The sequence below is a fragment of the Streptomyces sp. NPDC091209 genome (genome assembly GCF_044757755.1).
GTDB lineage: Bacteria > Actinomycetota > Actinomycetes > Streptomycetales > Streptomycetaceae > Streptomyces.
In genome coordinates this window covers 72265-95050 of record NZ_JBIVVR010000009.1, presented here as the reverse complement: position 1 = coordinate 95050, position 22786 = coordinate 72265, and the positions used below count along the sequence as shown (strand labels likewise).

Here is a 22786-nt window from a genome sequence, read left to right as displayed (position 1 = left end):
TACTTCTCCCATGTCTCAGACCCTGACCAAAGACACCGGTGCGAGCGCCGCGGACCCGGCGTCCGCACTCTCGTCGAAGCGGCGATGGTGGATCCTCTCGATCATCGGCATCGCCCAGCTCATGGTGGTCCTCGATGCCACCATCGTGAACATCGCCCTGCCCTCCGCCCAGGCGGACCTCGGTTTCTCCGACGGCAACCGGCAGTGGATCGTCACCGCGTACTCCCTGGCCTTCGCCTCCCTGCTGCTGCTCGGCGGGCGCATCGCGGACCTCTTCGGACGCAAGCCCGCCTTCCTGGTCGGTGTCGCCGGATTCGCCGGGGCCTCCGTCCTGGGCGGCGTCTCCAACAGCTTCGGGATGCTGGTCACCGCCCGCGCACTGCAAGGCGTGTTCGGCGCCCTCCTCGCGCCGGCCGCCCTCTCCCTGCTGAACACGACGTTCACCGACGCCAAGGAGCGCGCCAAGGCGTTCAGCGTGTACGGCGCGATCGCCGGTGCCGGTGGCGCCGTGGGCCTGCTGCTCGGCGGCCTCCTGACCGACGCCCTCGACTGGCGCTGGACGCTGTTCGTCAACCTCGTCTTCGCGGTCGTCGCCTTCGCCGGCGGCTGGGTTCTGCTGAGCGGTCACCGTGACGCGGCGAACTCCAAGCTCGACCTGCCGGGCACCCTGCTGGTCTCCACCGGTCTGTTCGCCGTGGTCTTCGGCTTCTCCAACGCCGAGACGCACGACTGGAGTTCACCGGCCACCTGGGGCTTCCTCACCGCGGGCGGCATCCTGCTGGCCTCGTTCGCCTGGTGGCAGACACGGGCGAAGCACCCGCTCCTGCCGATGCGCGTCCTGCTCGACCGCAACCGGGCCGCCTCGTTCCTCGCGGTGCTCATCACCGGCGCGGGCATGTTCGGCGTCTTCCTCTTCCTCACCTACTACCTTCAGCTCAACCTCGGCTTCAGCCCCACCAAGACCGGTGTGGCGTTCCTGCCGATGATGGCGACCCTGATGATCATGGCCCAGGTGTCCACCACGATCCTGGTGCCCCGGATCGGGCCGAAGGCGGTCATCCCCGCGGGCTTCGCGGTCGCCGCGCTCGGCATGGTCTGGCTGACCGGCATCGACCTCGGCTCGTCCTTCTCGGCCGACGTGCTGCCGCCGCTGCTGCTGATCGGGGCCGGGCTCGGCATGGTGATGCCGCCCGCGATGTCGCTGGCCACCAGCGGGATCGCCCCCGAGGACGCGGGCGTCGCCTCCGCGACCGTCAACACGATGCAGCAGGTGGGCGGTTCGATCGGTACCGCGCTGCTGAACACGCTCGCCGCGAGCGCCGCGACCAGTTACCTGGCCGGCAAGGATGCGACCGACAAGCTGGTCCGGGCCCAGTCGACGATCGAGAGCTACACCACCGCCTTCGCGTGGTCGGCCGGCTTCTTCGCCGCGGGAGCGCTCATCGCGCTCGTGCTCTACCGCCGCGGTACCCCGGCCCAGGACCCGGACGCCGCACCGGTCGTCCACATGTGATCGGGTCCTGACCCGGTCACCCATCAGGCCGAGGGGCCGCCGTCCACAGGGAGACGGCGGCCCCTCACCCGTCTCCGGCACCGGCACCGGCATCGAAACGGCGTCACAGCCCGGCGGGACTACTGGACCGCTTCCCGCCGCGGCCGGGCGGGCCGGTACACGACCAGGGCGCGGTACTCCTTCTCCAGCCGCACCCCGTACGCGCCGGGGTGCGCTTCACCGTCGTACGCCAGGGTGTCGACGCCGAGGAACCCGTCCAGCTCCACCCAGGGAACCCGCTCGGCGCCGTAGACCCGTGAGTGACGCAGGGTCCCGAGGACCGTGGACACGACGAGGCGGGTACGGGCGAGGCGACGGTCGGCGTCGACCAGTCGCACATCGAGCAGCCCGTCGTCGAGACGCGGCCGGAAGGCCGGGGCGAGGCCGTCGGGGACGTAACGGCCGTTGCCCGCCAGGAGCAGCCAGAGGCGACGGGGCCGGCCGTTGACGTTCACCTCGACGGGACGCGCGTTGCCCAGCCCCCGGACCAGTGCGACGGCCTCCGCCGGGCCACTGCCCCAGCGCTGCTCCAACTCATCCCGGATACGCATGAGTTCGCGGTACGGCCCGATGCTGAACATGTTGAGGAACGGCAGGTCCCGTCCCGCCGAGCGGGCGACGCCGATGTCCACCGACACCGCCTCGCCCCCCGCGACCGCGACCACGGTGTCCTCGAACGCCGGGACACCCACGTCCAGCGCGAAGCGGTTGAGGGTGCCGCCGGGGAACACCGCCAGCGCCAGCCCCCGTTCGGCCGCCGCGCGGGCGGCGGCGTTGACGCTGCCGTCGCCGCCGCAGACACCGAGCGCGCCGCCGGTCTCCGCGGCCCGGTCGGCCGCGGCGGCGAGCAGCTCCGCGAAGTCGTCGCCGGGGCCGCGCTCGATCAGTTCGGCCTCGGGCAGCAGGGCGCGCAGCCGCCCGGCCGGCGACCGTGGTGCGGCGGGCGCGCCGGCACCGGCACCTTCGCCTGAACCGGCACCGGCACCCGCCCGGCCGTTGACGAAGACGACCAGTCCTTTGCCGCGCGGCAGTGCGGGTGCCCGCGTCGCGGGCCGCTCCCGCTCCGGCACGACGGGGCGCGGCGGCCACCAGCGGCAGGTGAGGGCGGCGGCGCCCGCGCCGATGGCCACGCCGGCGAGCACGTCTCCCGGGTAGTGGACCCCGACGTAGACACGTGAGAAGGCGACGGCGGCGGCCACGGGCGCGACCAGGGCGCCGTAGCGCGTCGACTCCAGGGCGACCGCGGTGGCGAAGGCCGCGGCGGAGGCGGAGTGCCCCGAGGGGAAGGACGTGGTGTGCGGCTGGCGGGCCAGGCGCCGGATCGAGGGGACCCCTTCCAGCACCGGGCGGGGGCGGCGGGCGCTCCACTTGACCAGCGTGTTGACGGTGAACGAGGCCAGCGCCAGTGAGCCCAGGCCGCGCAGCGCCGCCCGTCGCGCCGTGGGCCCGCCGACCAGACTCATGCCCGCTGCCGTGCCGAGCCACAGCCGCCCGTGGTTGGCCGCGTGACTGAGCCGCCGCAGCGCCGGATCGGCTCCGGGCACCCGCGCCGAGGCCACCCGTGTGAACAGCCGCTGGTCCCAATCGACGAGTACACCCATGCTCCACCGCTACGCCGCTTCGGCCGCGCCGGCATCCCGGGTGACTCGGAACGGTGACGGACGTGGGCCGTGCGGCGGAGAAGCCGAACCGGCCGAGGGGACCGGTAGGCCGTCCCCGCAGATGCCCGCGATCCCGCACCGCCGGGCGCGCAGGTCGACCCGGCGCGGGGCCGCAACGGCAGGTGCGTCGTCCCGGAGAGCGTCACGGGGGGCGAGGTGTTTCCGGGGGCCGGCGTCGGAGGGGGTGGCCTATGGGGGCAGGGCGCTCGTACCGGTGTTTTTGGGGAAGTACGCGGATATGCCGAGGGCCGGCCGACGGCCCCACTCCGTCTGACCGACCCTCGGTGCGAAATCACATGGCGCCTCGCGACGGAGCCCGCACTCCCCAGCTACGGATCCCGGTCCATGTCCGCGACGGCCACGCGATCCCGGTCTCTCAGAACGCGAAGACACTCATCCCGTAGGAGCTCTTCACGCACTCGTTGGCGAAGGTCCGTTCGTACGAGACCCGCTTGCCCTGCCAGACGCCGGCCACCGTGACGACCACGGGGTCGTACAGCCTGGTACAGAAGACATCGTTTCTGGGTGTCAGTGCGTCGAAATCACCCTTGACTCCCCGGAGTTCGGCGCAGGCGTCGACCGCGGCCGGGTGGGTCCCGGAGGCCGTCGGGGCGCAGTTGAGGGTGACGGCGCGTTCAGGAGTGGTGACGGCCGCGCTCTGGCCGTGGCCCGTGGTGAGCACCAGGGCGGAGGGGGCGTAGAGCCCGGACGGGCCGAGGCTGGGGGCTGCGTGGGCGGACCCGACCACGGGGCCGCAGACGGCGGTGGCCGTCAGGGTGAGAGTCGCTGCCCAACGCGCGGTGTTCGGCATTGTGTGCATCCTTCCGCTCGATCGAATGCGATACCGGCTCGGTCGAGTGCCGGTTCGGCGAGCGCGAGTCTGCCGAGTCCGCACAGGAAACACACATCGACCCCACGGGTTTCGGTAACTTTGAGTATTGAATCAGTGGCGTGAAGTTACAGAATTCGAACGCCTGAGGCCCGGAACAGAGCGGTTGTTGATCGCCGCCGACGGCCACCTGGCCGGATTGACACGGCTCAGCAATAGGCCTGAAACATTCCGCTTCAACCGGCATGCCGTCTCGACTTCCGCTTGCGGCGGACTTCCTCCGCAGCCCTTGCACATCGATCTCAACGGAGTAATCGTGATTACATGATTACAACGGAGCAACGCGAGAAGCTGCGCGGCTGGTTCGCCGGCCGCCTGCCCGACGATCTCTTCGAGAGCCTGGCGGAGGTGACGGTCGACCGTGAGGAGATCACCGTCGTCGGCCGCATCCCCGAGCCGAGGCTCGCCGAGGGCGCCTCGGACGCCGAGAAGGAGGCGGCGCTCCAGGCCCGTATCCAGGAATTCCGCGAGCGCACCAGGGACGACCGCGTCGAGGTGGCCCGCGAGGCGGAGCACCGCTTCCGCAAGAAGGTCTCCTGGGGCGTGGAGTGCGGCACCGAGCGCGCCCTGTTCACGCATGTCGCCGCGCCGGTCATGACCCGGCTGCGCCAGCCCGAACGCGAGGTCCTCGACACGCTCATCGCGGCCGGGGTCGCCCGCAGCCGCAGCGACGCCCTGGCCTGGTGCGTCCGACTCGTCCAGCGGCACACCGACGACTGGCTCGGCGAGCTGCGCGACTCCCTGGAGCATGTGCAGCGGGTCCGCTCACAGGGACCGGACGCCGAACCGCAGGACGCTCCCGGCGACGAGGAGTGACCCGGCCGACGGTGCCATGACCGCGCGTCTCCGGGAGACCGCGCCACACTGGCAGCAGGTGCCGACGAGACGAGGGAGCGCGGAGGCCGGCGCCGCCGTGTCCCCGCCCGACCACCGCGGACGCCGGAACGGTCCGCGGAGAACGGGAGCCGCTCGTGCCCGACATGGACGAGGACCAGGCGCGCCGCCGGTTCCTGGCGGCGCGGGTGGCGACGCTCGCGACCGTGGACGCCGAGGGCCGACCCCATCTGGTGCCGCTCGTCTTCGCGCGCTGCGGCGACGCGCTCGTCACCGCCGTCGACCACAAGCCCAAGCGGTCACCGCGGCTGCGGCGGTTGAGCAACATCGCCGCCCGTCCGGCCGTCTGTCTGCTCGTGGACGCCTACGACGAGGACTGGGAGCGGCTGTGGTGGGTACGGGCGGACGGCGACGCGCGCGTGATCCCGCCGCCCGGTGAGCCGGAGCCCGGCGATCGGGTGCCCAATGAAATCCCGCACGCCTACGCCGCGGCGGTCGACGCGCTGCGGGACAAGTACCCCCAGTACCGGAACCGGCCACCGGACGGCCCGGTGACCGTGATCACCGTCCATCGCTGGCGCGGCTGGCAGGCCGCCACGGACCGCTGAACGGCGCCGCAGGTACCGAAGGAAGTTCGCCCCCTCCGCCCCTGCCCGTCCCATCCCGGGGCTCCGCCCCGGACCCCGCTCCTCGATCGCCGGAGGGGCTGAACTTCCTCAGTCGCGGATCGTGCGGGCGATGTCCAGGGTGAGGCGGTGCCAGGGGTCGCGCGGGTCGCGGCCGGTCAGTTCGTGGACGCGGCGCAGGCGGTAGCGCAGGGACTGCGGATGAAGGTGCAGCGCCCGCGCGGCGGCGTTCGCCGAGCCCGAGTCGATGTACGCCGTGAGCGCCTCCAGCAAATGGCGCTGAGCGGCGTCGGTGAGCGGTCCGAGCACCAGCCGGGCGATGTGGTCCGGCGCGGCGGCCGGGCGCCCCGCGAGCAGGGCGAGGACCTGCGCGTCGGCATCCGTCAGTACGCCCCCGGACCGATGGGCGTGGGCCGGTGCGGTGTCGAGGGCGTCGGCGGCGAGCCGGTGCGCGAGGGCGACCCGGTCCAGGCCCTCGCCGGTGATGACACACCCGCGCCAGGACCGTTCGCCCAGAACCGCCGCCACGTGCTCCGACGCGGCCGGCGGCAGCAGAAGAACGGCCCGGGAGCCTCGTACCGTCGCCAGGGACGTCACCTCGCCCCCGGGACCGGCCAGCGCGTCGAGCACTTCCGTCGCCGTCTCGTGCGCGAGGTCGGGCCGGTCCGCGGCGACCGGCTCCGCCACCAGCAGACAGCAGGGGTCCGGAAGCTGGATCCCCAGCCGGGCGGAGCGGTCGGTGAGCGCGCCCACCGAGGCGTGCCGCCCGGCGATCAGGTCGTCGAGCAGCAGCCGCAGCGCCCGGGTCCGGTCGGCGGCCAGGTCCTCACTGGTGGCGGCGTAGGCGGTGGCCATCTCCTCGGAGAGGGTGTCGAGGGTGACGAGCAGCATGCGGGCCAGCGCGAAGGCGTCGACGGCGGCGAGACCGGGCGCGCGGGCGGCGACCTCGTCCGTGAGGACGGTGCCCGCCACCCGGTAGGCGCGCAGCACCGCCTGCACCGGGCGCCCGTCCGCCGCGCGGGCCGACGCGATGCCCCGGAAGCGCCGCAGATCGGCCGGCCCCAGCGTGCCGTCGGTGGCCCACAGACGCAGCAGCCGCTCCAAGCCCCAGGCGGCGATGGCCCGCACCTCGGGCAGCCGGCTGTCGTCGAGCGCCGCGTACACCGGGACCTGTTCGTGGACCGCCGCGACGATCGCCTCGACGACGCGCGGGTCGGCGACCATCTCCTGCCGGACGCGTTCCCGGACCTCGGACGACTTGTTTGTCACAGCATGATGATCCCAGCCGCACGTTGTGCGCACCACGGTGGACTGGACTTGTCACAGTGGCCAGGATCGACCACGTACAGCGCGGTCTCAGGGACGAGAGGCGGGACGTACGGATGGCGAAGCACTGGGCCGACTTCCAGTACGAGATCTATCTGAACGGAATGACGGGCGCCGTACCGCGGCTGCCCACCGATCTGACACGGCTGGAGGAGCTCACCGAGCAGCGGCTCGGCCCCGGTCCGGTCGGCTATGTGGCGGGAAGCGCGGGCAACGGCAGCACGGCGCGCGCCAACCGGGACGCCCTCGACCGGCGCCGGATCGTGCCGCGCATGCTGCGGGACGTCCACGAACGCGACCTGTCCGTCGAGGTGTTGGGCCGCTCGCTGCCCGCGCCGCTCGCGCTCGCCCCGATCGGCGTGCTGTCGATCATGCATCCGGACGCGGAGTGCGCCGCGGCACGGGCAGCCGCCGCTCAGGGCGTGCCGTACATCCTGTCCTCCGCCTCCAGCACCCCCATGGAGCAGGTCGCCGAGGCCATGGGGGACGCCGAGCGCTGGTTCCAGCTCTACTGGGCGAAGGACCGCGAGGTCACCCGCAGCTTCCTGGACCGGGCGAAGGCGGCCGGGTTCACCGCGCTGTTCGTCACCCTCGACACGCCGCTGCTGGCCTGGCGCCCGCGCGATCTCGACCAGGCGTACCTGCCGTTCCTGCACGGCGTGGGCACCGCCAACTACTTCTCGGATCCGGCGTTCCGGGCCGGTCTGGCCAAGCCGGTGCACGAGGACCCGAACGCGGCCGTGATGCACTTCGTGAACATGTTCGCGGACCCCGGCAAGACCTGGCCGGATCTGGCCTTCCTGCGGGAGAACTGGGACGGCCCGATCGTCCTCAAGGGGATCCTGCACCCGAACGACGCCCGGCGCGCCGCCGAGGCCGGGATGGACGGCGTGGTCGTCTCCAACCACGGCGGCCGGCAGGTCGCGGGATCGGTCGCGGCCGCCGACGCGCTGCCCCGCGTGGTGGAGGCGGTGGGCAACCGGCTCACCGTGCTCTTCGACAGCGGTGTCCGCACCGGCGACGACATCTTCAAGGCGCTCGCACTGGGCGCGCGGGCGGTGCTCGTCGGACGCCCGTACGCCTACGGGCTCGGCCTCGACGGACAGGCGGGCGTCGAACACGTCGTCCGCTGTCTGCTCGCCGAGTTCGATCTCACCCTCGCGCTGTCCGGGCACGCCCGCCCGGACTCCCTCGGCCCCGACGACCTCATCGAGGAAACCGCATGACCGTCACGAAGAACGTGCTCGCCGTCGTCTCTCCGCATGTCGGCGGCCGTACGGCGGGTGCCGCGCTCGCCACGCTCTTTCCCGGGCAGGTCCGCGTCACCGTCGTGGAGGCGACGGACGAGGACCCCGTCGCGCTGCGTGAGGCCCATGTCGTCGTCACGGGCCTCGGGCCGGTGACCGCCGAACACATCGCCGCCGCACCGGACCTGGAGCTGATCCAGTGCGCGAGCCACGGCTTCGACTACGTCGATCTGGACGCCGCGCGCGACCGGGGCGTGCCCGTGTGCAACATCGGTTCCAGCGGCGCCGAGAAGCAGAACGTGGCCGAGCAGACCTTCGCGCTGATGCTCGCCCTGGCCAAGCAACTGGTGCCCGCCCACACCGCGTTGACCGAGGCCGACTGGGCGCTGCCCCGGCTCCAGCAGTCGATCACCGAACTGTCCGGCAAGACGCTCGGCATCGTGGGACTCGGGCACATCGGCGAGGAAGTCGCCCGGCGCGCGGTCGCGTTCGACATGAGTGTCGTGTACGCCGGGCCCACGCGCGCGTCGGCCGAGACGGAGGCCCGGCTCGGCGCCCGCCATGTCGAACTCGACGAACTGCTGCGCGTATCGGACTACGTCAGTCTGCACGCGCCGCTCACCGAGGCGACCCGGCATCTGCTGAATGCCGAGCGGCTCGCGCTGCTCAAGCCGACGGCGTTCGTCGTCAACACCTCGCGGGGCGCCCTGATCGACCAGGACGCCCTCGCGGACGCGCTCCACGCGGGCACCGTCGCGGGCGCGGGCCTCGACGTCTTCGACCCCGAACCGCCCACCCCGGCCCTGCGGTTGCTCAAAGCCCCGAACGTCGTGCTGTCACCGCACGTCGCCGGTGTCACCCGCGAGACCCTGGTACGGATCGCGCTGGCCGCCGTCCAGAACGCCGCGGACTTCGTGGCCGGCAAGCCGCCGCAGGACGTCGTCTCGTAGCCACGCTCCCGTCGGCCCCGCGTCCGCGACGGTGACGGCGGATCGGGGTGCCTCTAGCGGGCGTCGGTGCGCCAGCGCTGTATGTCGGAGTAGTCGCGAACCTTGACCACGATGTCGGCGCCGGGGTCCGTGGAGGCGGGTGCGACGGCCAGTCCGTCGCGCCCGCGGGACAGCAACTCGCCCTCCTCGGTGAGGTCGTAGCGCATGTCCTCGCGCTGCTTCGCGTCCTCGCCGGCACAGCGGTCGAGCAGAAGGACGCCGTCGTCGGCACGCGCGTCGAGGCAGAGCCCGGGACTGGCGGCGCTGCGCAGCAGTCCGTCCCGCTCGTACACCCACTGCTGGGTCCAGGCGGACGAGCACACCTCCAGCGTGGCCTCGGCGCCTTCCACGGCCCTGGAGTCCCGGACGTCGAGGCACAGGTCGGCGTCCACGTTGCGCAGCCGGGCCCGGTCCCCCTTGACGAACTCTCCGGCCGCGGTGGACGGGGTGGACATCACGGGCGGGACCTGAGAACCCTGGGTGGGTGACAGTGTCCGGCTGCTGCTCGCGCCGATGGCGGCCGCGTCGGCGCTGCCCTCCTCGTTCGGCCACAGGCTGACCGCGAGGACGGTCGCCAGCAGGGCGGCCGACAGGCCTGCTCCGGTGACCAGGGCCTGCTGCGGTACTTCCGCCGGCCCGGCGGCGCGGCGCCCCGTCGGGGCGAACGGGGACACCAGACGGCGGCGGCCGCTCGCCCCGGGACGCCCACCGGCCGCCGGGCGCGCACCTCTTTCCGGGCGCACGTCGTCTCCGGAGCGCCCACCCGCGCCGGGTCGTCCACGGCCCGCCGGGGTCTCACCACTCTCCGAGCGCACGCCGTCCCCGAAGCGTTCGCCCACCACCGGACGCCCACCGTCCGCCAGCGCCTCACCACTCCCCAAACCCGCGCCGTCCCCAAAGCGTTCGCCCACCACCGGACGCCCACCGTCCGCCAGCGCCTCACCACTCCCCAAACCCACGTCGTCCTCGGAGCGCCTACCCGCGTCGGGTCGCTCGCGACGTCCCAGGCGTCCGTCGTCCACCGGACGTCCACCCTTTCCGGGACGCCCACCGCCTCGCTGTCGTCGGCCGCCGAACGGGGACACGCTCCGGTGCCGTAGCGCTTGCCGCCCGCGGCTCCGGTGGGAGTCGAAGTAGCGACGGGCGCCCCAGCCGAGCACGGACTCGGCGATCAGGACCCCCAACTCTCCCTCAAAATGGCCGAGTTGGGCCGCCGCGTAGCGGCAGTAGGAGCACTCCGCCAGATGCTGCTGGACATCCGGCAGCAAGGCTCCTCCGCGCCGGATCGGCGCGTCGAGGAGCCGGTTGTGGAAACCGCATTCCCTGGTCGGGGCGAGTTCCAGATGGGCGCGCAGGCAGGCCTGGCGAAATTGCTCGCGGGCCTGATCCCAGGCGGCGAACGCGGTATCGGCGTCCATACCCAAAAGGCCGGCCGGCACGGACAGCGACTCGTCCTCCACCTCGGTGTGCCACAACAGGCATCGGGCGGCGCCCGGAAGAGCGAGGAAAGCACGTTCGGCGAGCTTGCGGTTTTCGGCCGTCATGGACTTCGCCAGGCGCATACCGCGGCCCCCCGCGGGTTTTCTCAAGGCCGGCAGGGCTTCTGATATCCGGTCGTCCGCCGCCCAGTTCCGGACCGTGTCCCGTACCGTCACGAGGAGTCGGGGCCGCAGCGCGAGAGCCCGCTCGCCCTCGGCGAGGCGGTCGAGCACGTGATGGAAGGATGCCTCGGTGACCATGGAGGCGACCTGCGACGAAGTGGCGAGGCAGATCACCGCGTAGTCGTACGCCGGCCGCCAGTGCCGGGCTGTCAGCAGAGCGACGGGACGGGTGGTGTCCGCCTCCGCCCCGCCTCTCAGCACAGCGGCGAGATCCTCGTCGGATTCGCCGAAATATCCGCCGGGCGGATGGGCGGGAAGCGGTGGGCGGGGGGTGCGCACGGGAGCGGGTTCCTTCCGAGGTGCAAGGTGGCACAGAGAAGTGCTTGCCCGTCGAAAAGGAGTCCCGATTGGCGTAGACCTTTTTGACGGAACGCCGGGAGAACGGCCGGGGACGAAGGCCGTGCGGCGACCGCCGGGCAGGAGCCTCTTGAGCTCGTCGACAGCCGGGAATAGCGAACAGCGATTCAGACCCGGCCCTTGACCAAGCGCGGGAGGCTCACCCTCGCACAACACACTCGTGACCAACAAGGCGCACGAGTGAGATCGGCCTTATTGAAAGAATGTCAAAAGCGGTCGGCAACTCGAAGAGGTCGCAACGGCTTTCGATATTTCATGCGCCCCGTGTGAACCGTGCGCCCACGCCGGGCTCTCTCGCACGCTCCCGGCGCGCAGAACTCCCGTAGTCCACTGGGACCGGCCCTTCTCGAAGGCCCCGCGCGGGACGGCGGCTCTCCCGCGCGAAACCGGCCGCCGACCCCGTTCCTCCCGCCCTCGGTCGGCGGCCCCGAGAAGGCCCGGGTTCCCCGTGGGGTGCGCCCGAGCCCGGTCCGGGCGCCCGAGCCCGGGTGCACCGAACGGTCGCAGGCACCACGCACGGTTCCGGGGCACCCCCGCACGGTCCCGACCCCGCACGGTCGCTGCCCCGGGCCGTTCCGGCGTCCCAGGCGGTCCCGGACACTCCCGCGCGGCCACTGCGCGGAACCCCGCCCCAGATCTGCCCGCGCCGCCGGGTCAGCTCCCCCAGACACCGCGCCTGCGGTAGCCCGGCTCCCAGAACAGCCGGTTGAGGACCCGGACGGGCGGGGGCAGCGCGGCGAGGAAGACGGCTCGGTCGGCGGGCGCGACGCCGTCCACGATCCACGGCACGAACACGGCCGCCCCGCGCAGACCCTGCGTCTTGCGGATACGTCCCGTGAAGGCGCCCCAGTCCGCGGGGGTGAGCACCTCCTGGATGAGCGGCAGGGCGCTCCCCTCCTCGTGCGCGAGGTGGTCGTCGAGCGTGGTGGCCAGGGTGTGCACCAGTGGGGCGAGTTCGGCCGAGCAGTCCTTCAACGCCTTTTCCACGGCGGCGAGTTGCGGGTCGAGCCGGGCGTGTTCGGCCTCCATCTCGGCGAGCAGGGCGAGGTCACGGGGGCGGCCCTCGACCCTGCGCTGCACGCGCGGCCACAGGTCGCTGTCCTCGGCGGTGTGATGGATGTGGAGCTGGTGCGTGAAGTCGGCCCAGCCGGCGCGGACCGGGGGTGTGAAGGCGGTGCCGTCCGCGGCCGCCTTGCCGAGACGGTCCAGGTCGCGCCGGAAGGCGTCGTGGGCGGCGTACATGATGGTGAGGTCGATGCTCATGAGGTCGCTTCCTCGAGTTCGGGCTCGTACACGGGCAGGGCGTGCGGGTTGGCGGACGGGCCGCGGTGACGGCGTACGGCGAGACAGGCGAGCGCGCCGGTCAGCAGGACTCCGGCGGAGACCAGGACGGCGGGACCCATCGCGTCGACGAAGCCGTGGCCGAACACCTGGCCGCCGAGCTCCCGCATGCGATCGGCGATGTCGTGCGGAACGCCGGCCGGGGCGCCGGTCGCCTGCCGGGCGGACACGTCGGCCCCGGCCCGGGAGAAGGAGGCGACGAAGCCGTCGCGGTAGCCGGCGGGAAGCTGTCCGGCGCGCTGCCGCGCCTGGTCGGTGAGCGTGTGCGCGAGCTGCGCCTGGAGCACGGCCCCGACGACGGCGCCCGCGAGAACCGAACCGACCTGCCGCAGCGCGTTGTTCACGCCCGAGGCCGCGCCGGAGAGCCGGGCCGGGACGTTGCGCATGACCTCGGTGGCCATCGGCGCGAAGGTGCAGCCGGCGCCCAGTCCGGCCAGGAAGAGCGGGAAGGCGACCGCGGTCCAGCTCGAAGCGACCTCCGCCGCGGCCACGATCCAGACCAGGGCGGCGGCCCAGGCCAGCAGCCCGGTCATCAGGATGTACTTGCCGCCGATCCTGTCCGCGAGGACGCCCGCGGGTCCGGCCATCACGAACGAGCCGAGGGCGAGGGGCAGCATGACGAGACCCGACTTGAGCGCGCTGAAGCCGAGGACGGACTGGAGGTAGATCGTCAGCGGCAGGAACATCCCGATGACACCGAAGGACACCGTGACGCCCACGAAGTTGATGAGAGTGAAGTTGCGGTCCTTGAAGAGCGAGAACGGGACGAGCGGATCGCGCGTCTGCCGGCCGCGCTCATGGACGAGGAACCCGGCGAAGAGGGCCGCCGCCGCGCCGAACAGCGACAGGATCCAGCCGTTCCAGTCGTAGCGCTGCCCCTCGGTGAGACCGAAGGCCAGACAGAACAGGGCGCCTGAGGCGAGCACGACGCCGAAGGTGTCGAAGCGGTGCCGTACCGGGCCCCGCGAGCCCGGGATGATCGCCATGGCGAGCACCAGCACCAGGACACCGAGCGGCAGATTGACGTAGAAGATCCAGCGCCAGTCGAGATGGGTGATCAGCGCGCCGCCGACGATCGGCCCGAGGGCGCCGGAGATCCCCGCGACCGCACCCCACACGCCCATCGCCGCGCCGCGCCGGTCGGCCGGGAACACCTCGGCGATGATCGACAGGGTCTGCGGCATGAGCAGCGCGGCGCCGAGGCCCTGGACCGCGCGGAAGGCGATCAGCTCGGCCGGGTTCCGCGCGAGGCCGCAGGCCAGGCTCGCGAGGGTGAAGAGGGCGACGCCGGCGACGAAGAGGTTCCGTTTGCCGCGCAGGTCACCGAGGCGTCCCGCGGTGATCAGCAGGACGGCGAGGGCGAGTGTGTAGGCGTTGACGACCCACAGGATCTCGTCGAGCGAGGCGTCGAGGTCCTGGCCCATGTCGGGGATCGCGATGTTGACGATCGTCAGGTCCAGGAGCGTCATGAAGAACCCGAGCGAGAGCGTGACGAGGATCGCCCAGGGATTGCCGTGCCATTTCTTGAACACGATGCGTGCCTCCTTGTTCCGGGGCATCGGAGTGCCGCGTGGGCGGACTCGCGTTCAAGAGGGCGGCCGGCGCGGCCGGTGTGACGCACGGAACCCCGCATGAGACGTACGTCACATTTCGGCCGTCGGGTGTCACATTCGGGCCCCCTCCTCCCCTCGCAGTAGTGAGCGCATCAAGGGAGGCGAGCCATGTCCGAAAGTCCCGAGGCCGTCGACGACGGCCCGACGCGGGTCTTCGTCGAGCACCGCGAGCTGCTGTTCGCGATCGTCTACAACATCCTCGGAACCGTCGCCGACACCGAGGACGTGATCCAGGAGACCTGGCTGTCATGGACGGGCCGTGCCCGCCGCTCCCCGGTCGAGGACATCGGCAACCCGCGCGCCTACCTCGTGCGCATCGCGGTCAACCACGCGCTCGCCCGGCGCGCCGCCATCACCCGCCGTCGTGAGACCTATGTGGGCCCCTGGCTCCCGGAACCCCTGCTCGACGAGCCGGCCTCCGTCGAGCGCGCCGACGACCGCGCCCTGCGCTCCGAGTCCGTCTCGCTCGCGATGCTGGTCGTCCTGGAGTCGCTGACCCCGCTGGAGCGCGCGGTCTTCGTCCTCAACGAGGTGTTCGGCTATCCGCACACCGAGATCGCGCAGGTCATCGACCGTAGTCCCGCGGCGGTCCGCCAGCTCGCGCACCGCGCCCGGGAGCATGTGCACGCCCGCCGTCCGCTCTACCGGGCCCATCCCCGGGTCCGCAGGCAGGCGACCGAACGCTTCGTGGACGCCGCGCTCGGCGGTGACATCACCGCCCTGATGGAGATCCTCGCGCCGGACGTCACGGTGTGGACCGACGGCGGAGGCAAGGCCCGCTCGGCGGGTCTGCGGCCGGTGCGCGGACGGGACAAGGCGGCACGGCTGCTGGCCGGCTACGCCACCCGCCGGGGCCCCGGTCTCGACGTCCGATACCGGCGCGTCAACGGCGACGACTCCGCGGTGGTCTTCGACGGCGCGTCGCCCTACGCGGTCATGGTCATGGACCTCACCCCGGACGGCGAGCAGGTGTCCGACGTCTACATCGTCACCAATCCCGAGAAGCTGACGCACGTCCGGCGCGAGGAGGAAGCCGATGCGGACGAGTTGAGCGAGGCGGCCGAGGGGAGGCACGCATGACGGCCACCGGACGAACGGGCTTACCGGCGTCCTCCGGGGAGCCGGGGCCTTCTGGCGAGCGGGCGTCCGCGGCGGAGCGGGCGCCCGCCGGGGAGCGAGCGTCCGCCGGCCAGCGAGCGTCCACCGGGGAGCGGGGGTCCACCGCGGAGCGGGCGCCCTCCGGGGAGCGGGGGTCCGCCGCGGAGCAGGCGCCCTCCGGGGAGCGGGGGTCCGCCGCGGAGCGAGCGTCCACCGGGGAGCGGGAGTCCGCCGCGGAGCGAGCGTCCACCGGGGAGCAGGCGCCCTCCGACCAGCGGGTATCCGCCGGTCAGCAGGGGCCCTCCCGGGACCAGGCGCCATCCCGGGAACGGGCGTCCTCACGGGAACGGGCGTCCTCACGGGAGCGAGCGTCCTCCGGGGAGCGAGCGTCCTCCGGGGAGCGGATCGCCGACTGGCTCGACGGCCGCCTCGGTCTCCACTCCCTCGGCAGGCGGTACCTGCGCAAGGTCTTCCCGGACCACTGGTCCTTCCTGCTCGGCGAGATCTGCCTCTACAGCTTCGTCGTCCTCGTCCTCACCGGCGTCTACCTCACCCTGTTCTTCCATCCGTCGATGAACGAGGTGACCTACCACGGTAGTTACGTCCCGCTGAATGGCATCCGGATGTCCGAGGCGTACGCCTCCACGCTCGACATCAGCTTCGACGTGCGCGGCGGGCTGCTCATCCGGCAGATCCACCACTGGGCGGCGCTCGTCTTCCTCGCCGCGATGCTCACGCACATGATGCGGCACTTCTTCACGGGCTCGTTCCGCAAGCCCCGCGAGGTGAACTGGGTCCTCGGCTGGACGCTGCTGCTCCTCGGCCTGTTCGAGGGCCTGTTCGGCTACTCGCTGCCGGACGACCTGCTGTCCGGGACGGGGCTCAGGTTCGTGAACGGGGCGCTCCTCGCGACACCGGTCGTCGGCACCTACCTGTCCTTCTTCCTGTTCGGCGGGGAGTTCCCGGGTCATGACATCGTGGCCCGCTTCTACGCGCTGCACGTCCTGCTGATCCCGGGCATCATGGCGGCGCTCGTCGTGGCCCATCTGATCCTGGTCGTGTACCACAAGCACACCCAGTTCGCGGGGCCGGGAAGGACCGAACGCAACGTCGTGGGAACGCCGTTCATGCCGGTCTATCTCGCGAAGGCGGGCGGCTTCTTCTTCCTGGTGTTCGGCGTCCTCGCGCTGATCGCGGCGGTCGCGACCGTCAACCCGGTCTGGGCGTACGGCCCTTACCGCGCCGACCAGGTGTCGACGGGCGCCCAGCCGGACTGGTACCTGGGGTTCGCCGAGGGACTGGTGCGGGTGATGCCCGGCTGGGAGATCACGCTGTGGGGCCACACCCTCGTGCTCGGCGTGCTCGTCCCCGTTCTCGTGTTCCCCCTGCTCCTCGTCGCCATCGGGGTGTACCCGTTCGTCGAGGCATGGATCACCGGCGACCGGCGCGAGCACCATCTGCTGGACCGGCCCCGCAACCGACCGGTGCGCACCGCGCTCGGGGCGGCCTGGATCAGCCTGTATCTGATCCTGCTCGCGGGCGGCGGCAACGACGTCGTCGCGACGCGCTTCCATCTGTCGATCAACACGGTGACGTGGACGGTGCGGATCTCCCTGCTGGTCGTTCCCGTCGTCGTGTTCGTCGTGACACGGCGCTTCTGTCTGGGTCTGCAACTGCGGGACCGCGAACTGGTGGCGCACGGCCGTGCGACCGGCGTCGTCAGACGCCTGCCGCACGGCGAGTACGTCGAGGTGCACCGTCCCCTCGGGCCCGGCGAGCTCCACACGCTCACCGAGCACGAGCGGCGGGCCCTCGACCCCGGCCCGTCACACGACCGGGACCTCCAGCCGGCTGATCCGCAGTCCGCCGTCGGCGGCGCCCGGGTGACCGCTCGCCAGGACGAGACGCAGCCGTGAGCCGCGTACCGCGTCGAAGGTGATCACGGTCGGCGCGTCCGACGTCGTGGCCCAGTCGACGGCCGCCCCCCGCACCGGCGCGTACCGCTCCCCGTCCCACACCGAGACCTCGACGCCGGCCGGGCGGGTGTGGGTCGCGTCGACGGTGAAGGAGACCTCGACACGGTCCACGCGGCGGGGGCGCGCCCAGGTGACCGAGACCCAGTCCCCGGGACGGGCCCCACTGAAGGCGGGCAGCAGGGCCGTCGCGGACTTGTAGAAGGCGTTGGACCAGCCGGTGGCCGCGTCGCCGTCGAGCATCGCGGCCGGCAGGGAGTCCGGGCGGCCCGAGTAACTGGCGTCCGCGTACGGGTAGTCGGGGGCTGCCGAGTGGTCGGGCGGGAACGGCGTCGCGGGGGTGGCCGCCCGGGACCCGGCGGGGGTGGCGCGTACGGTCGTGGAGCCCGCACGCAGTCCCGAAGCCCGCGCGCTCACCTTCAGGGCACCAGGCTTCGTTCCGGCGCGGACGACGGCAAGTGCTGTGCCGTGGAAGGCGGTTCGGCTACTCGCCTGGTACCGCTCGGCGCTCTCCTGACGGCCGTTGTCGAGGCCGGCCAGCGAACCACCGTCGACATCGAACGCGATCAGGTCCTCAGCGTCGGGTACCACGACCCCCTGGGCGTCGACCACTTCGGCGGTCACGAACACCAGTGAACGCCCGTCCGCCGCGAGCGAGACGCGGTCCGGGGTCAGACGGATCGCGTGCGGGGCCCCGGCCGTACGCAGGACGTCCGTCGCGACCGCCCTGCCGTCCCGCCGGGCCACCGCCTTCAACTCCCCTGGCGCGTAGGGGACTTTCCACAGGAGATGCAGTTTGCCCGCGCTGCCGTTCGGGCTCGTGTAACTCCCGGGATACGGGCCGTCGGTGAAGGTCTTGTCGTCGCCGGTCGCCTCCGTCGTCTCCAGGTACGTACGCCCGTCGGTGGTCTTCTTGGTGTCGAACGTCCGCGTGCCGAGGGACTTCCCGTCGAGGAACAGCTCGACGGTGTCGACGTTCGCGTAGGCCCAGACCTCGACGGTGTCCCCCACCGTGTGGTTCCAGCTCATCGGCAGCAGATGGACCATGGGCTCGCTCGTCCACTGGCTCCTGAACAGGTGGTACATGTCCTTCGGGAATCCGGCCGTGTCGACCGCGCCGAAGAAGGAGGCCTTCACCGGGAAGACGTCGTACGGCGTGGGCTCGCCTATGTAGTCGATGCCCGACCACAAGAACTCGCCCGCGAACCACTTGCGGTCCCGGTCCTTCTTGTGACCGTATTCGCCGCTCATGGTCCAGGAGGCGAGGTTGTTGTCGTAGGAGGAGACCGCGCGCCGGCCCGGAGTGTGGTTCTCCCCGGTGTTGAGGTGTTCCGGCTCCTGGTAGGCGGAGCGGGTCGAGGTCTCGGACGACGACTCGGACTCGAACAGGAACAGGTGCGGGTAGGCGGCGTGCAGGGCGTCCACCGATTTGGCGGTGTTGTAGTTCAGGCCGAGGCCGTCGAGCTTGGCGAGCATGAGGTCGGCCGCGGAGCCCTTCGCGGGCACGCGGCGGTATTTGTCGGAACCGATGACCAGCGGGCGGGTGTCGTCCGCGGCCCGGACGGCGCCGATGATCCGGTCGGCCATGGCGAGCCCGGCGGTGGAGGTGGAGTCGGGGATCTCGTTGCCGATGGACCACAGCACCACGGCGGGCGAGTTGCGGGCCGCGAGGACCATCTCGGTGGCGTCCCTCTCGCACCACTCGTCGAAGAACCGGCCGTAGTCGTAGGCCGTCTTGCCGGTCCGCCAGCAGTCGAACGCCTCCACCATCATGACGATGCCGAGCTCCTCGCAGACCTCGACGATCTGCGGCGAGGGCGGGTTGTGGGAGGTGCGGAAGGCGTTGACGCCCATGGACTTCATGATGGTCATCTGGCGGCGTACGGCGTCGATGCTGATCGCCGTGCCCAGGGCGCCCTGGTCGTGGTGCAGGTCGACGCCCTTGATCTTGGTGTAGGTGCCGTTGAGGTGGAATCCCTCGTCCGGGTCGAAGCGGAAGGTGCGGATGCCGAACGGCGTGCGGAAGGTGTCGACGACGGTGTCGCCGACCCGCAGTTCGGTCTCCAGCGTGTAGCGGTGCTCCGGGGTCGCGAAGTCCCACAACTTCGGCTTGTCGACCGTCAGTTCATGGGTCTCGTCGGTCCGGTCGCCGACGCCGACCGTACTGGCCGTGCGGGCGACGGTCCTGCCGTCGGGGCCGACGACCCGTGAGACCACCTGGACGTCGGCCGGGGCGCCGGTCTCGTTGACGACGGTGGTCCGGGCCCGGACCACCGCCCGCTCCCCGTCGATCTCCGGTGTCGTGACACGTGTTCCCCAGCGCGCGACGTGGATCGCCTCCGTCACGACCAGGCGGGCTTCGCGGTAGATCCCGCTGCCCGAGTACCAGCGGCTGCTGGGGAGTTGGTTACGCACCTGGACCGCGATGACGTTCTCGGTGCCGCCGTCCGTGTGCAGCCTGCCGGTCAGATCGAAGGCGAAGCCGGTGTACCCGTAGGGGTGGCGGCCGACCTCCTCGCCGTTGCAGTAGACGGAGGCGTCCATGTACACGCCGTCGAACTCCACCGAGATCCGTTTGCCTGCGAGGGCGGACGGCAGGGTGAAGGCGGTGCGGTACCAGCCCAGGCCACCGGGGAAGAACCCGGTGCCGCTGGTGGTGCCGTGCTCCGTGGTCGGGGCCTGTTCGATGCTCCAGTCGTGCGGCACCGCCACCGAGCGCCACGCCGAGTCGTCGTAGCCGGGCCGCTCGGCCCCCTCGTAGGCGCCGGTCGGGTCGGTGATACCGCCCGGATCGGCCAGCGCGAAGCGCCAGCCGTCGCGCAGCGCGAGCGTGCGGCGCCCCGGAAGGTGCCCGGGAGCCGTCGGCCGGGCGTCCGCGGCGCCGGTGAGCGCGTCGGCGGCGGGTACGGCCGTTCCTGCGATCAATACCGATCTTCGAGTGACCGTCACGGCGACTCTCCCTCATCAGTGCCCATAAGTCATCACAACTGATCGCGAACAAACAGATTCTGACGGAGGGGCACACCGGGGCGTCAAGGGTCGGACCGTCACTTCCGCACCGCGAGCCGCATCGGCCGAAAACGCACCGTCCGAATGGCTGTCCGGGCCCTCCCTGTTCGGGGGTGCGCGGGACGCCCAGCCACTAGGCTGGAACCCGGACGACGCGCTTGTTCACGGTGAGTGTGCACAAGGGAAAGTGGCGATGATGAGCCCGGTCCACCCTCTCGACGAGGCCGCCACCGCACGGGCGGTCATCGACGGGGACGGCACCCTGATCCGCTGGAGCGAGGGCGCCCGTCGGCTCCTGGGCTACGCACCCGAGGAGATCGAGGGCCGCCCGGCCACGGATATCCTGGCGCTCGCGGACACCGCCCCGCCCCTGGGGTCCACCGGCGACCGCTGGAACGGCGTACTCTCCCTGCGCCACCGCGACGGCCGCGTCCTGTCCGTGTGGCTGCTCGCGCACCGCCTGGAGCGGAACGGTGAATGGCTCCTGCTCACCCCGTCGGCCGACCGGGAGCCCCGCGGCATGGAGGACCCGCTGATCCGCGCGGTCCTCGCCCAGGCGCCCTGCGCCATGGCCGTCTACGACGAGCGGCTGCGGCTGTACGGCCTCAATGACGCCATGTCCGAGGTGACCGGCCTCCCGGAGGACCGGATCCGGGGCCTGCGGGTCTCCGAGATCGGCGACCGGCGGGCCGGCGAGCAGCTGGAGCGGGAGATGGCCGAGGTCCTCGCCTCCGGCCGGGGGCGTGACGTGGAGACCTACGCGCGCAGCGGCGGCGAGGAGCGGGCGCACCACTGGCTCGCGCGGATCGCCCCGCTGACCGACACCCATGGGCGGGTGCTCGGCGTGTGTGTGGCCGCGCACGACTTCACCGAGCAGTTCCGGGCCCGCAAGCGGCTCCAGCTCGTCAACGAGGCCAGCGTGCGCATCGGCAGCACCCTCGACGTCACCCGCACGGCCCAGGAACTGGCCGACGTCTGCGTCCCCGCCCTCGCCGACTTCGTCAGCGTCGATCTGCTGGACCCACCGGAGAACGGCGCCGAGTACCGTGTCGAGCCGCCGACCGCCCCGATCATGCTCCGCCGCGCCGCCCACCGGTCGCTGCGCGAGGGCGTTCCGGTCGTCGAACCCGGCGACATCGACGTGTATCCCGCGTCCTCCCCGCAGGCCGACTCGCTGATCGCCGGCCGGCCGCTCGTCGCACCGAACGCGGCCGGGACGCTGAGGGAGTGGCTGAGCTGGGACGGACTGCGCGGCAGACGCGTCCAGGAGTACGGCATCCACGCCACCATGTCGGTGCCCATCCGGGCCCGCGGCCGGACCCTCGGGGTCGCCGTCCTCAGCCGGTTCCGACGGCCCGAACCCTTCACCGCCGACGACGTGCTGCTCGCCGAGGAGGTCACGGCCAGGGCCGCCGTCTGCATCGACAACGCCCGCCGGTTCTCTCGCGAGCGCCAGACCGCGCTGGCCCTGCAGCGCAGCCTGCTTCCGCAGTCCCTCCCCCGGACGGTGGCCCTGGAGGCGGCGTCGCGCTATCTGCCGGCGGCGCGAGCCGGAGTGGGCGGCGACTGGTTCGATGTGATCCCGCTGTCCGGGATGCGGGTCGCCATGGTCGTCGGCGACGTCATCGGCAACGGCATCCAGGCCTCGGCGACGATGGGCCGGCTGCGCACCGCCGTCCGCACCCTCGCCGACATCGACCTGGCCCCGGACGAGTTGCTCACGCACCTCGACGACCTCGTCGTACGGCTGTCCACCGAGGCCGGGTCCGAGGGGACCACCGGAGAGGTCGGCGCCACGTGCGTCTACGCGGTGTACGACCCGGTGTCCCGGCGCTGCACGCTCGCCAGCGCGGGCCATCCGGCCCCCTTCGTGCTGCCGCCGGGCGGCCCGCCCCGGCAGATCGACGTGCCGCCCGGTCCCGCGCTCGGTCTGGGCGGGCTGCCCTTCGAGTCCGTGGACCTCGACCTGCCCGAGGGCACGGTGCTGGCCCTGTACACCGACGGCCTGCTCGAGAGCCGCGAACGGGACGCCGAGACCGGACTGCGGCTGTTCTGCCGGGCGTTGGAGGAGTCGTCGCGGTCCCTGGAGGGGGCGGCCCACGCGATCCTCCAGTCGCTGCTTCCCGTGGGCGGCGCGCCGGACGACGTGGCGCTGCTGCTCGCCCGTACCCACGGCCTCGCCTCTTCCGACGTGGCGACCTGGGACATTCCCGCCGACCCCGCCCTCGTCGCGCCGATCCGCAAGCAGGTCGCCGACCAGTTGGAGGTCTGGGAGCTGACCGTCGCCACGTTCACGGCCGAGCTCGTGGTGAGCGAGCTGGTCACCAACGCCATCCGCTACGGCGAGCCGCCCATCCGGCTGCGGCTCATCCACGACGCCGAGACCCTGATCTGCGAGGTCTCGGACAGCAGCCACACCGCGCCGCATCTGCGCCGGGCCAAGACCTTCGACGAGGGCGGACGCGGGCTGCTCCTGGTCGCCCAACTCACCCAGCGCTGGGGCAGCCGGCACACCCCGGACGGCAAGACCATCTGGGCGGAGCTGTCGCTTCTCGGCGAGGAGTGAGAGCCGTTCGAGGGTGAACTGCGGGGTGGGTCCGTGACGCGGGG

The 22786-nt window shown here is 71.9% G+C and carries 15 protein-coding genes; 8 read left to right on the top strand and 7 right to left on the bottom strand.

The window, feature by feature from the left end; all coding sequences use genetic code 11:
* Nucleotides 1-10: 10 nt before the first annotated feature.
* The gene (locus ACIQRL_RS25960) at nucleotides 11-1513 is read left to right on the top strand and encodes an MFS transporter (protein ID WP_401335731.1); all 1503 of its coding nucleotides are present in this window, start codon (nucleotides 11-13) and stop codon (nucleotides 1511-1513) included.
* A 119-nt stretch (nucleotides 1514-1632) separates the two neighbouring features.
* On the opposite strand, the gene ACIQRL_RS25955 is transcribed toward ACIQRL_RS25960, so the two are convergent.
* Nucleotides 1633-3153, bottom strand: coding sequence for a phosphatase PAP2 family protein (locus tag ACIQRL_RS25955; protein ID WP_401335729.1), 1521 nt, complete (start codon nucleotides 3151-3153; stop codon nucleotides 1633-1635).
* Between the two features lie 436 nt (nucleotides 3154-3589).
* Complete coding sequence (locus ACIQRL_RS25950) at nucleotides 3590-4024, bottom strand: protease inhibitor (protein WP_401335726.1); 435 nt, start codon at nucleotides 4022-4024, stop codon at nucleotides 3590-3592.
* 342 nt (nucleotides 4025-4366) lie between these two features.
* On the opposite strand from ACIQRL_RS25950, the gene ACIQRL_RS25945 reads away from it, so the two are divergent.
* Both ACIQRL_RS25945 and ACIQRL_RS25940 read left to right on the top strand, forming a co-directional pair.
* Nucleotides 4367-4918, top strand: coding sequence for a hypothetical protein (locus ACIQRL_RS25945; protein ID WP_401335724.1), 552 nt, complete (start codon nucleotides 4367-4369; stop codon nucleotides 4916-4918).
* A 164-nt stretch (nucleotides 4919-5082) separates the two neighbouring features.
* Nucleotides 5083-5544, top strand: coding sequence for a TIGR03668 family PPOX class F420-dependent oxidoreductase (locus ACIQRL_RS25940; RefSeq protein WP_401336440.1), 462 nt, complete (start codon nucleotides 5083-5085; stop codon nucleotides 5542-5544).
* 108 nt (nucleotides 5545-5652) lie between these two features.
* Here the strand turns inward: ACIQRL_RS25940 and ACIQRL_RS25935 are convergent, their stop codons facing one another.
* Complete coding sequence (locus ACIQRL_RS25935; protein ID WP_401335721.1) at nucleotides 5653-6831, bottom strand: PucR family transcriptional regulator; 1179 nt, start codon at nucleotides 6829-6831, stop codon at nucleotides 5653-5655.
* A 113-nt stretch (nucleotides 6832-6944) separates the two neighbouring features.
* On the opposite strand from ACIQRL_RS25935, the gene ACIQRL_RS25930 reads away from it, so the two are divergent.
* Nucleotides 6945-8114, top strand: a complete 1170-nt coding sequence (locus tag ACIQRL_RS25930) for a lactate 2-monooxygenase (protein ID WP_401336438.1) — start codon at nucleotides 6945-6947, stop codon at nucleotides 8112-8114.
* Nucleotides 8111-9085: a 2-hydroxyacid dehydrogenase gene (locus tag ACIQRL_RS25925; RefSeq protein ID WP_401335719.1), complete on the top strand. Its 975-nt coding sequence runs from the start codon at nucleotides 8111-8113 to the stop codon at nucleotides 9083-9085. Before ACIQRL_RS25930 ends, ACIQRL_RS25925 begins: the two co-directional genes overlap by 4 nt.
* 53 nt (nucleotides 9086-9138) lie before the next feature.
* Here the strand turns inward: ACIQRL_RS25925 and ACIQRL_RS25920 are convergent, their stop codons facing one another.
* The 3 genes from ACIQRL_RS25920 to ACIQRL_RS25910 all read right to left on the bottom strand — a co-directional run bounded on the left by ACIQRL_RS25920 (nucleotide 9139) and on the right by ACIQRL_RS25910 (nucleotide 14015).
* Nucleotides 9139-11064 carry an RICIN domain-containing protein gene (locus tag ACIQRL_RS25920; RefSeq protein ID WP_401335716.1) on the bottom strand — a complete coding sequence of 642 codons (1926 nt, stop codon included), beginning with the start codon at nucleotides 11062-11064 and terminating at the stop codon, nucleotides 9139-9141.
* A gap of 732 nt (nucleotides 11065-11796) precedes the next feature.
* Complete coding sequence (locus tag ACIQRL_RS25915; protein WP_401335713.1) at nucleotides 11797-12405, bottom strand: hemerythrin domain-containing protein; 609 nt, start codon at nucleotides 12403-12405, stop codon at nucleotides 11797-11799.
* On the bottom strand, nucleotides 12402-14015 hold the full coding sequence (locus tag ACIQRL_RS25910) for an MFS transporter (RefSeq protein ID WP_401335710.1): 1614 nt from the start codon (nucleotides 14013-14015) through the stop codon (nucleotides 12402-12404). The genes ACIQRL_RS25915 and ACIQRL_RS25910 overlap by 4 nt, the downstream gene beginning before the upstream one ends.
* Before the next feature lie 189 nt (nucleotides 14016-14204).
* On the opposite strand from ACIQRL_RS25910, the gene sigJ reads away from it, so the two are divergent.
* Both sigJ and ACIQRL_RS25900 read left to right on the top strand, forming a co-directional pair.
* Entirely contained in the window at nucleotides 14205-15176 is a 972-nt protein-coding gene (gene sigJ, locus ACIQRL_RS25905; protein WP_401335709.1) for an RNA polymerase sigma factor SigJ, read from the top strand.
* A 422-nt stretch (nucleotides 15177-15598) separates the two neighbouring features.
* Nucleotides 15599-17110: a cytochrome bc complex cytochrome b subunit gene (locus tag ACIQRL_RS25900; RefSeq protein ID WP_401336435.1), complete on the top strand. Its 1512-nt coding sequence runs from the start codon at nucleotides 15599-15601 to the stop codon at nucleotides 17108-17110.
* Here the strand turns inward: ACIQRL_RS25900 and ACIQRL_RS25895 are convergent.
* The gene (locus tag ACIQRL_RS25895) at nucleotides 17021-20116 is read right to left on the bottom strand and encodes a glycoside hydrolase family 2 TIM barrel-domain containing protein (RefSeq protein ID WP_401335706.1); all 3096 of its coding nucleotides are present in this window, start codon (nucleotides 20114-20116) and stop codon (nucleotides 17021-17023) included. The two genes, ACIQRL_RS25900 and ACIQRL_RS25895, sit on opposite strands and share 90 nt — an antisense overlap.
* Nucleotides 20117-20372: 256 nt before the next feature.
* Here ACIQRL_RS25895 and ACIQRL_RS25890 point away from each other — a divergent pair, with 256 nt between their 5' ends.
* Nucleotides 20373-22742 (top strand): SpoIIE family protein phosphatase, encoded by a 2370-nt coding sequence (locus ACIQRL_RS25890; RefSeq protein WP_401336432.1) that lies wholly within the window; start codon nucleotides 20373-20375, stop codon nucleotides 22740-22742.
* The last annotated feature ends 44 nt before the right edge of the window (nucleotides 22743-22786 follow it).

Excerpts from the sequence above, each read along its gene's own strand:
- ACIQRL_RS25955 (WP_401335729.1), bottom strand. The coding sequence starts at position 3,153 with ATGGGTGTACTCGTCGATTGGGACCAGCGGCTGTTCACACGGGTGGCC.
- ACIQRL_RS25890 (WP_401336432.1), top strand. The coding sequence starts at position 20,373 with ATGAGCCCGGTCCACCCTCTCGACGAGGCCGCCACCGCACGGGCGGTC.
- ACIQRL_RS25940 (WP_401336440.1), top strand. The coding sequence starts at position 5,083 with ATGGACGAGGACCAGGCGCGCCGCCGGTTCCTGGCGGCGCGGGTGGCG.
- sigJ (WP_401335709.1), top strand. The coding sequence starts at position 14,205 with ATGTCCGAAAGTCCCGAGGCCGTCGACGACGGCCCGACGCGGGTCTTC.
- ACIQRL_RS25945 (WP_401335724.1), top strand. The coding sequence starts at position 4,367 with ATGATTACAACGGAGCAACGCGAGAAGCTGCGCGGCTGGTTCGCCGGC.
- ACIQRL_RS25915 (WP_401335713.1), bottom strand. The coding sequence starts at position 12,405 with ATGAGCATCGACCTCACCATCATGTACGCCGCCCACGACGCCTTCCGG.
- ACIQRL_RS25960 (WP_401335731.1), top strand. The coding sequence starts at position 11 with ATGTCTCAGACCCTGACCAAAGACACCGGTGCGAGCGCCGCGGACCCG.
- ACIQRL_RS25930 (WP_401336438.1), top strand. The coding sequence starts at position 6,945 with ATGGCGAAGCACTGGGCCGACTTCCAGTACGAGATCTATCTGAACGGA.
- ACIQRL_RS25950 (WP_401335726.1), bottom strand. The coding sequence starts at position 4,024 with ATGCCGAACACCGCGCGTTGGGCAGCGACTCTCACCCTGACGGCCACC.
- ACIQRL_RS25925 (WP_401335719.1), top strand. The coding sequence starts at position 8,111 with ATGACCGTCACGAAGAACGTGCTCGCCGTCGTCTCTCCGCATGTCGGC.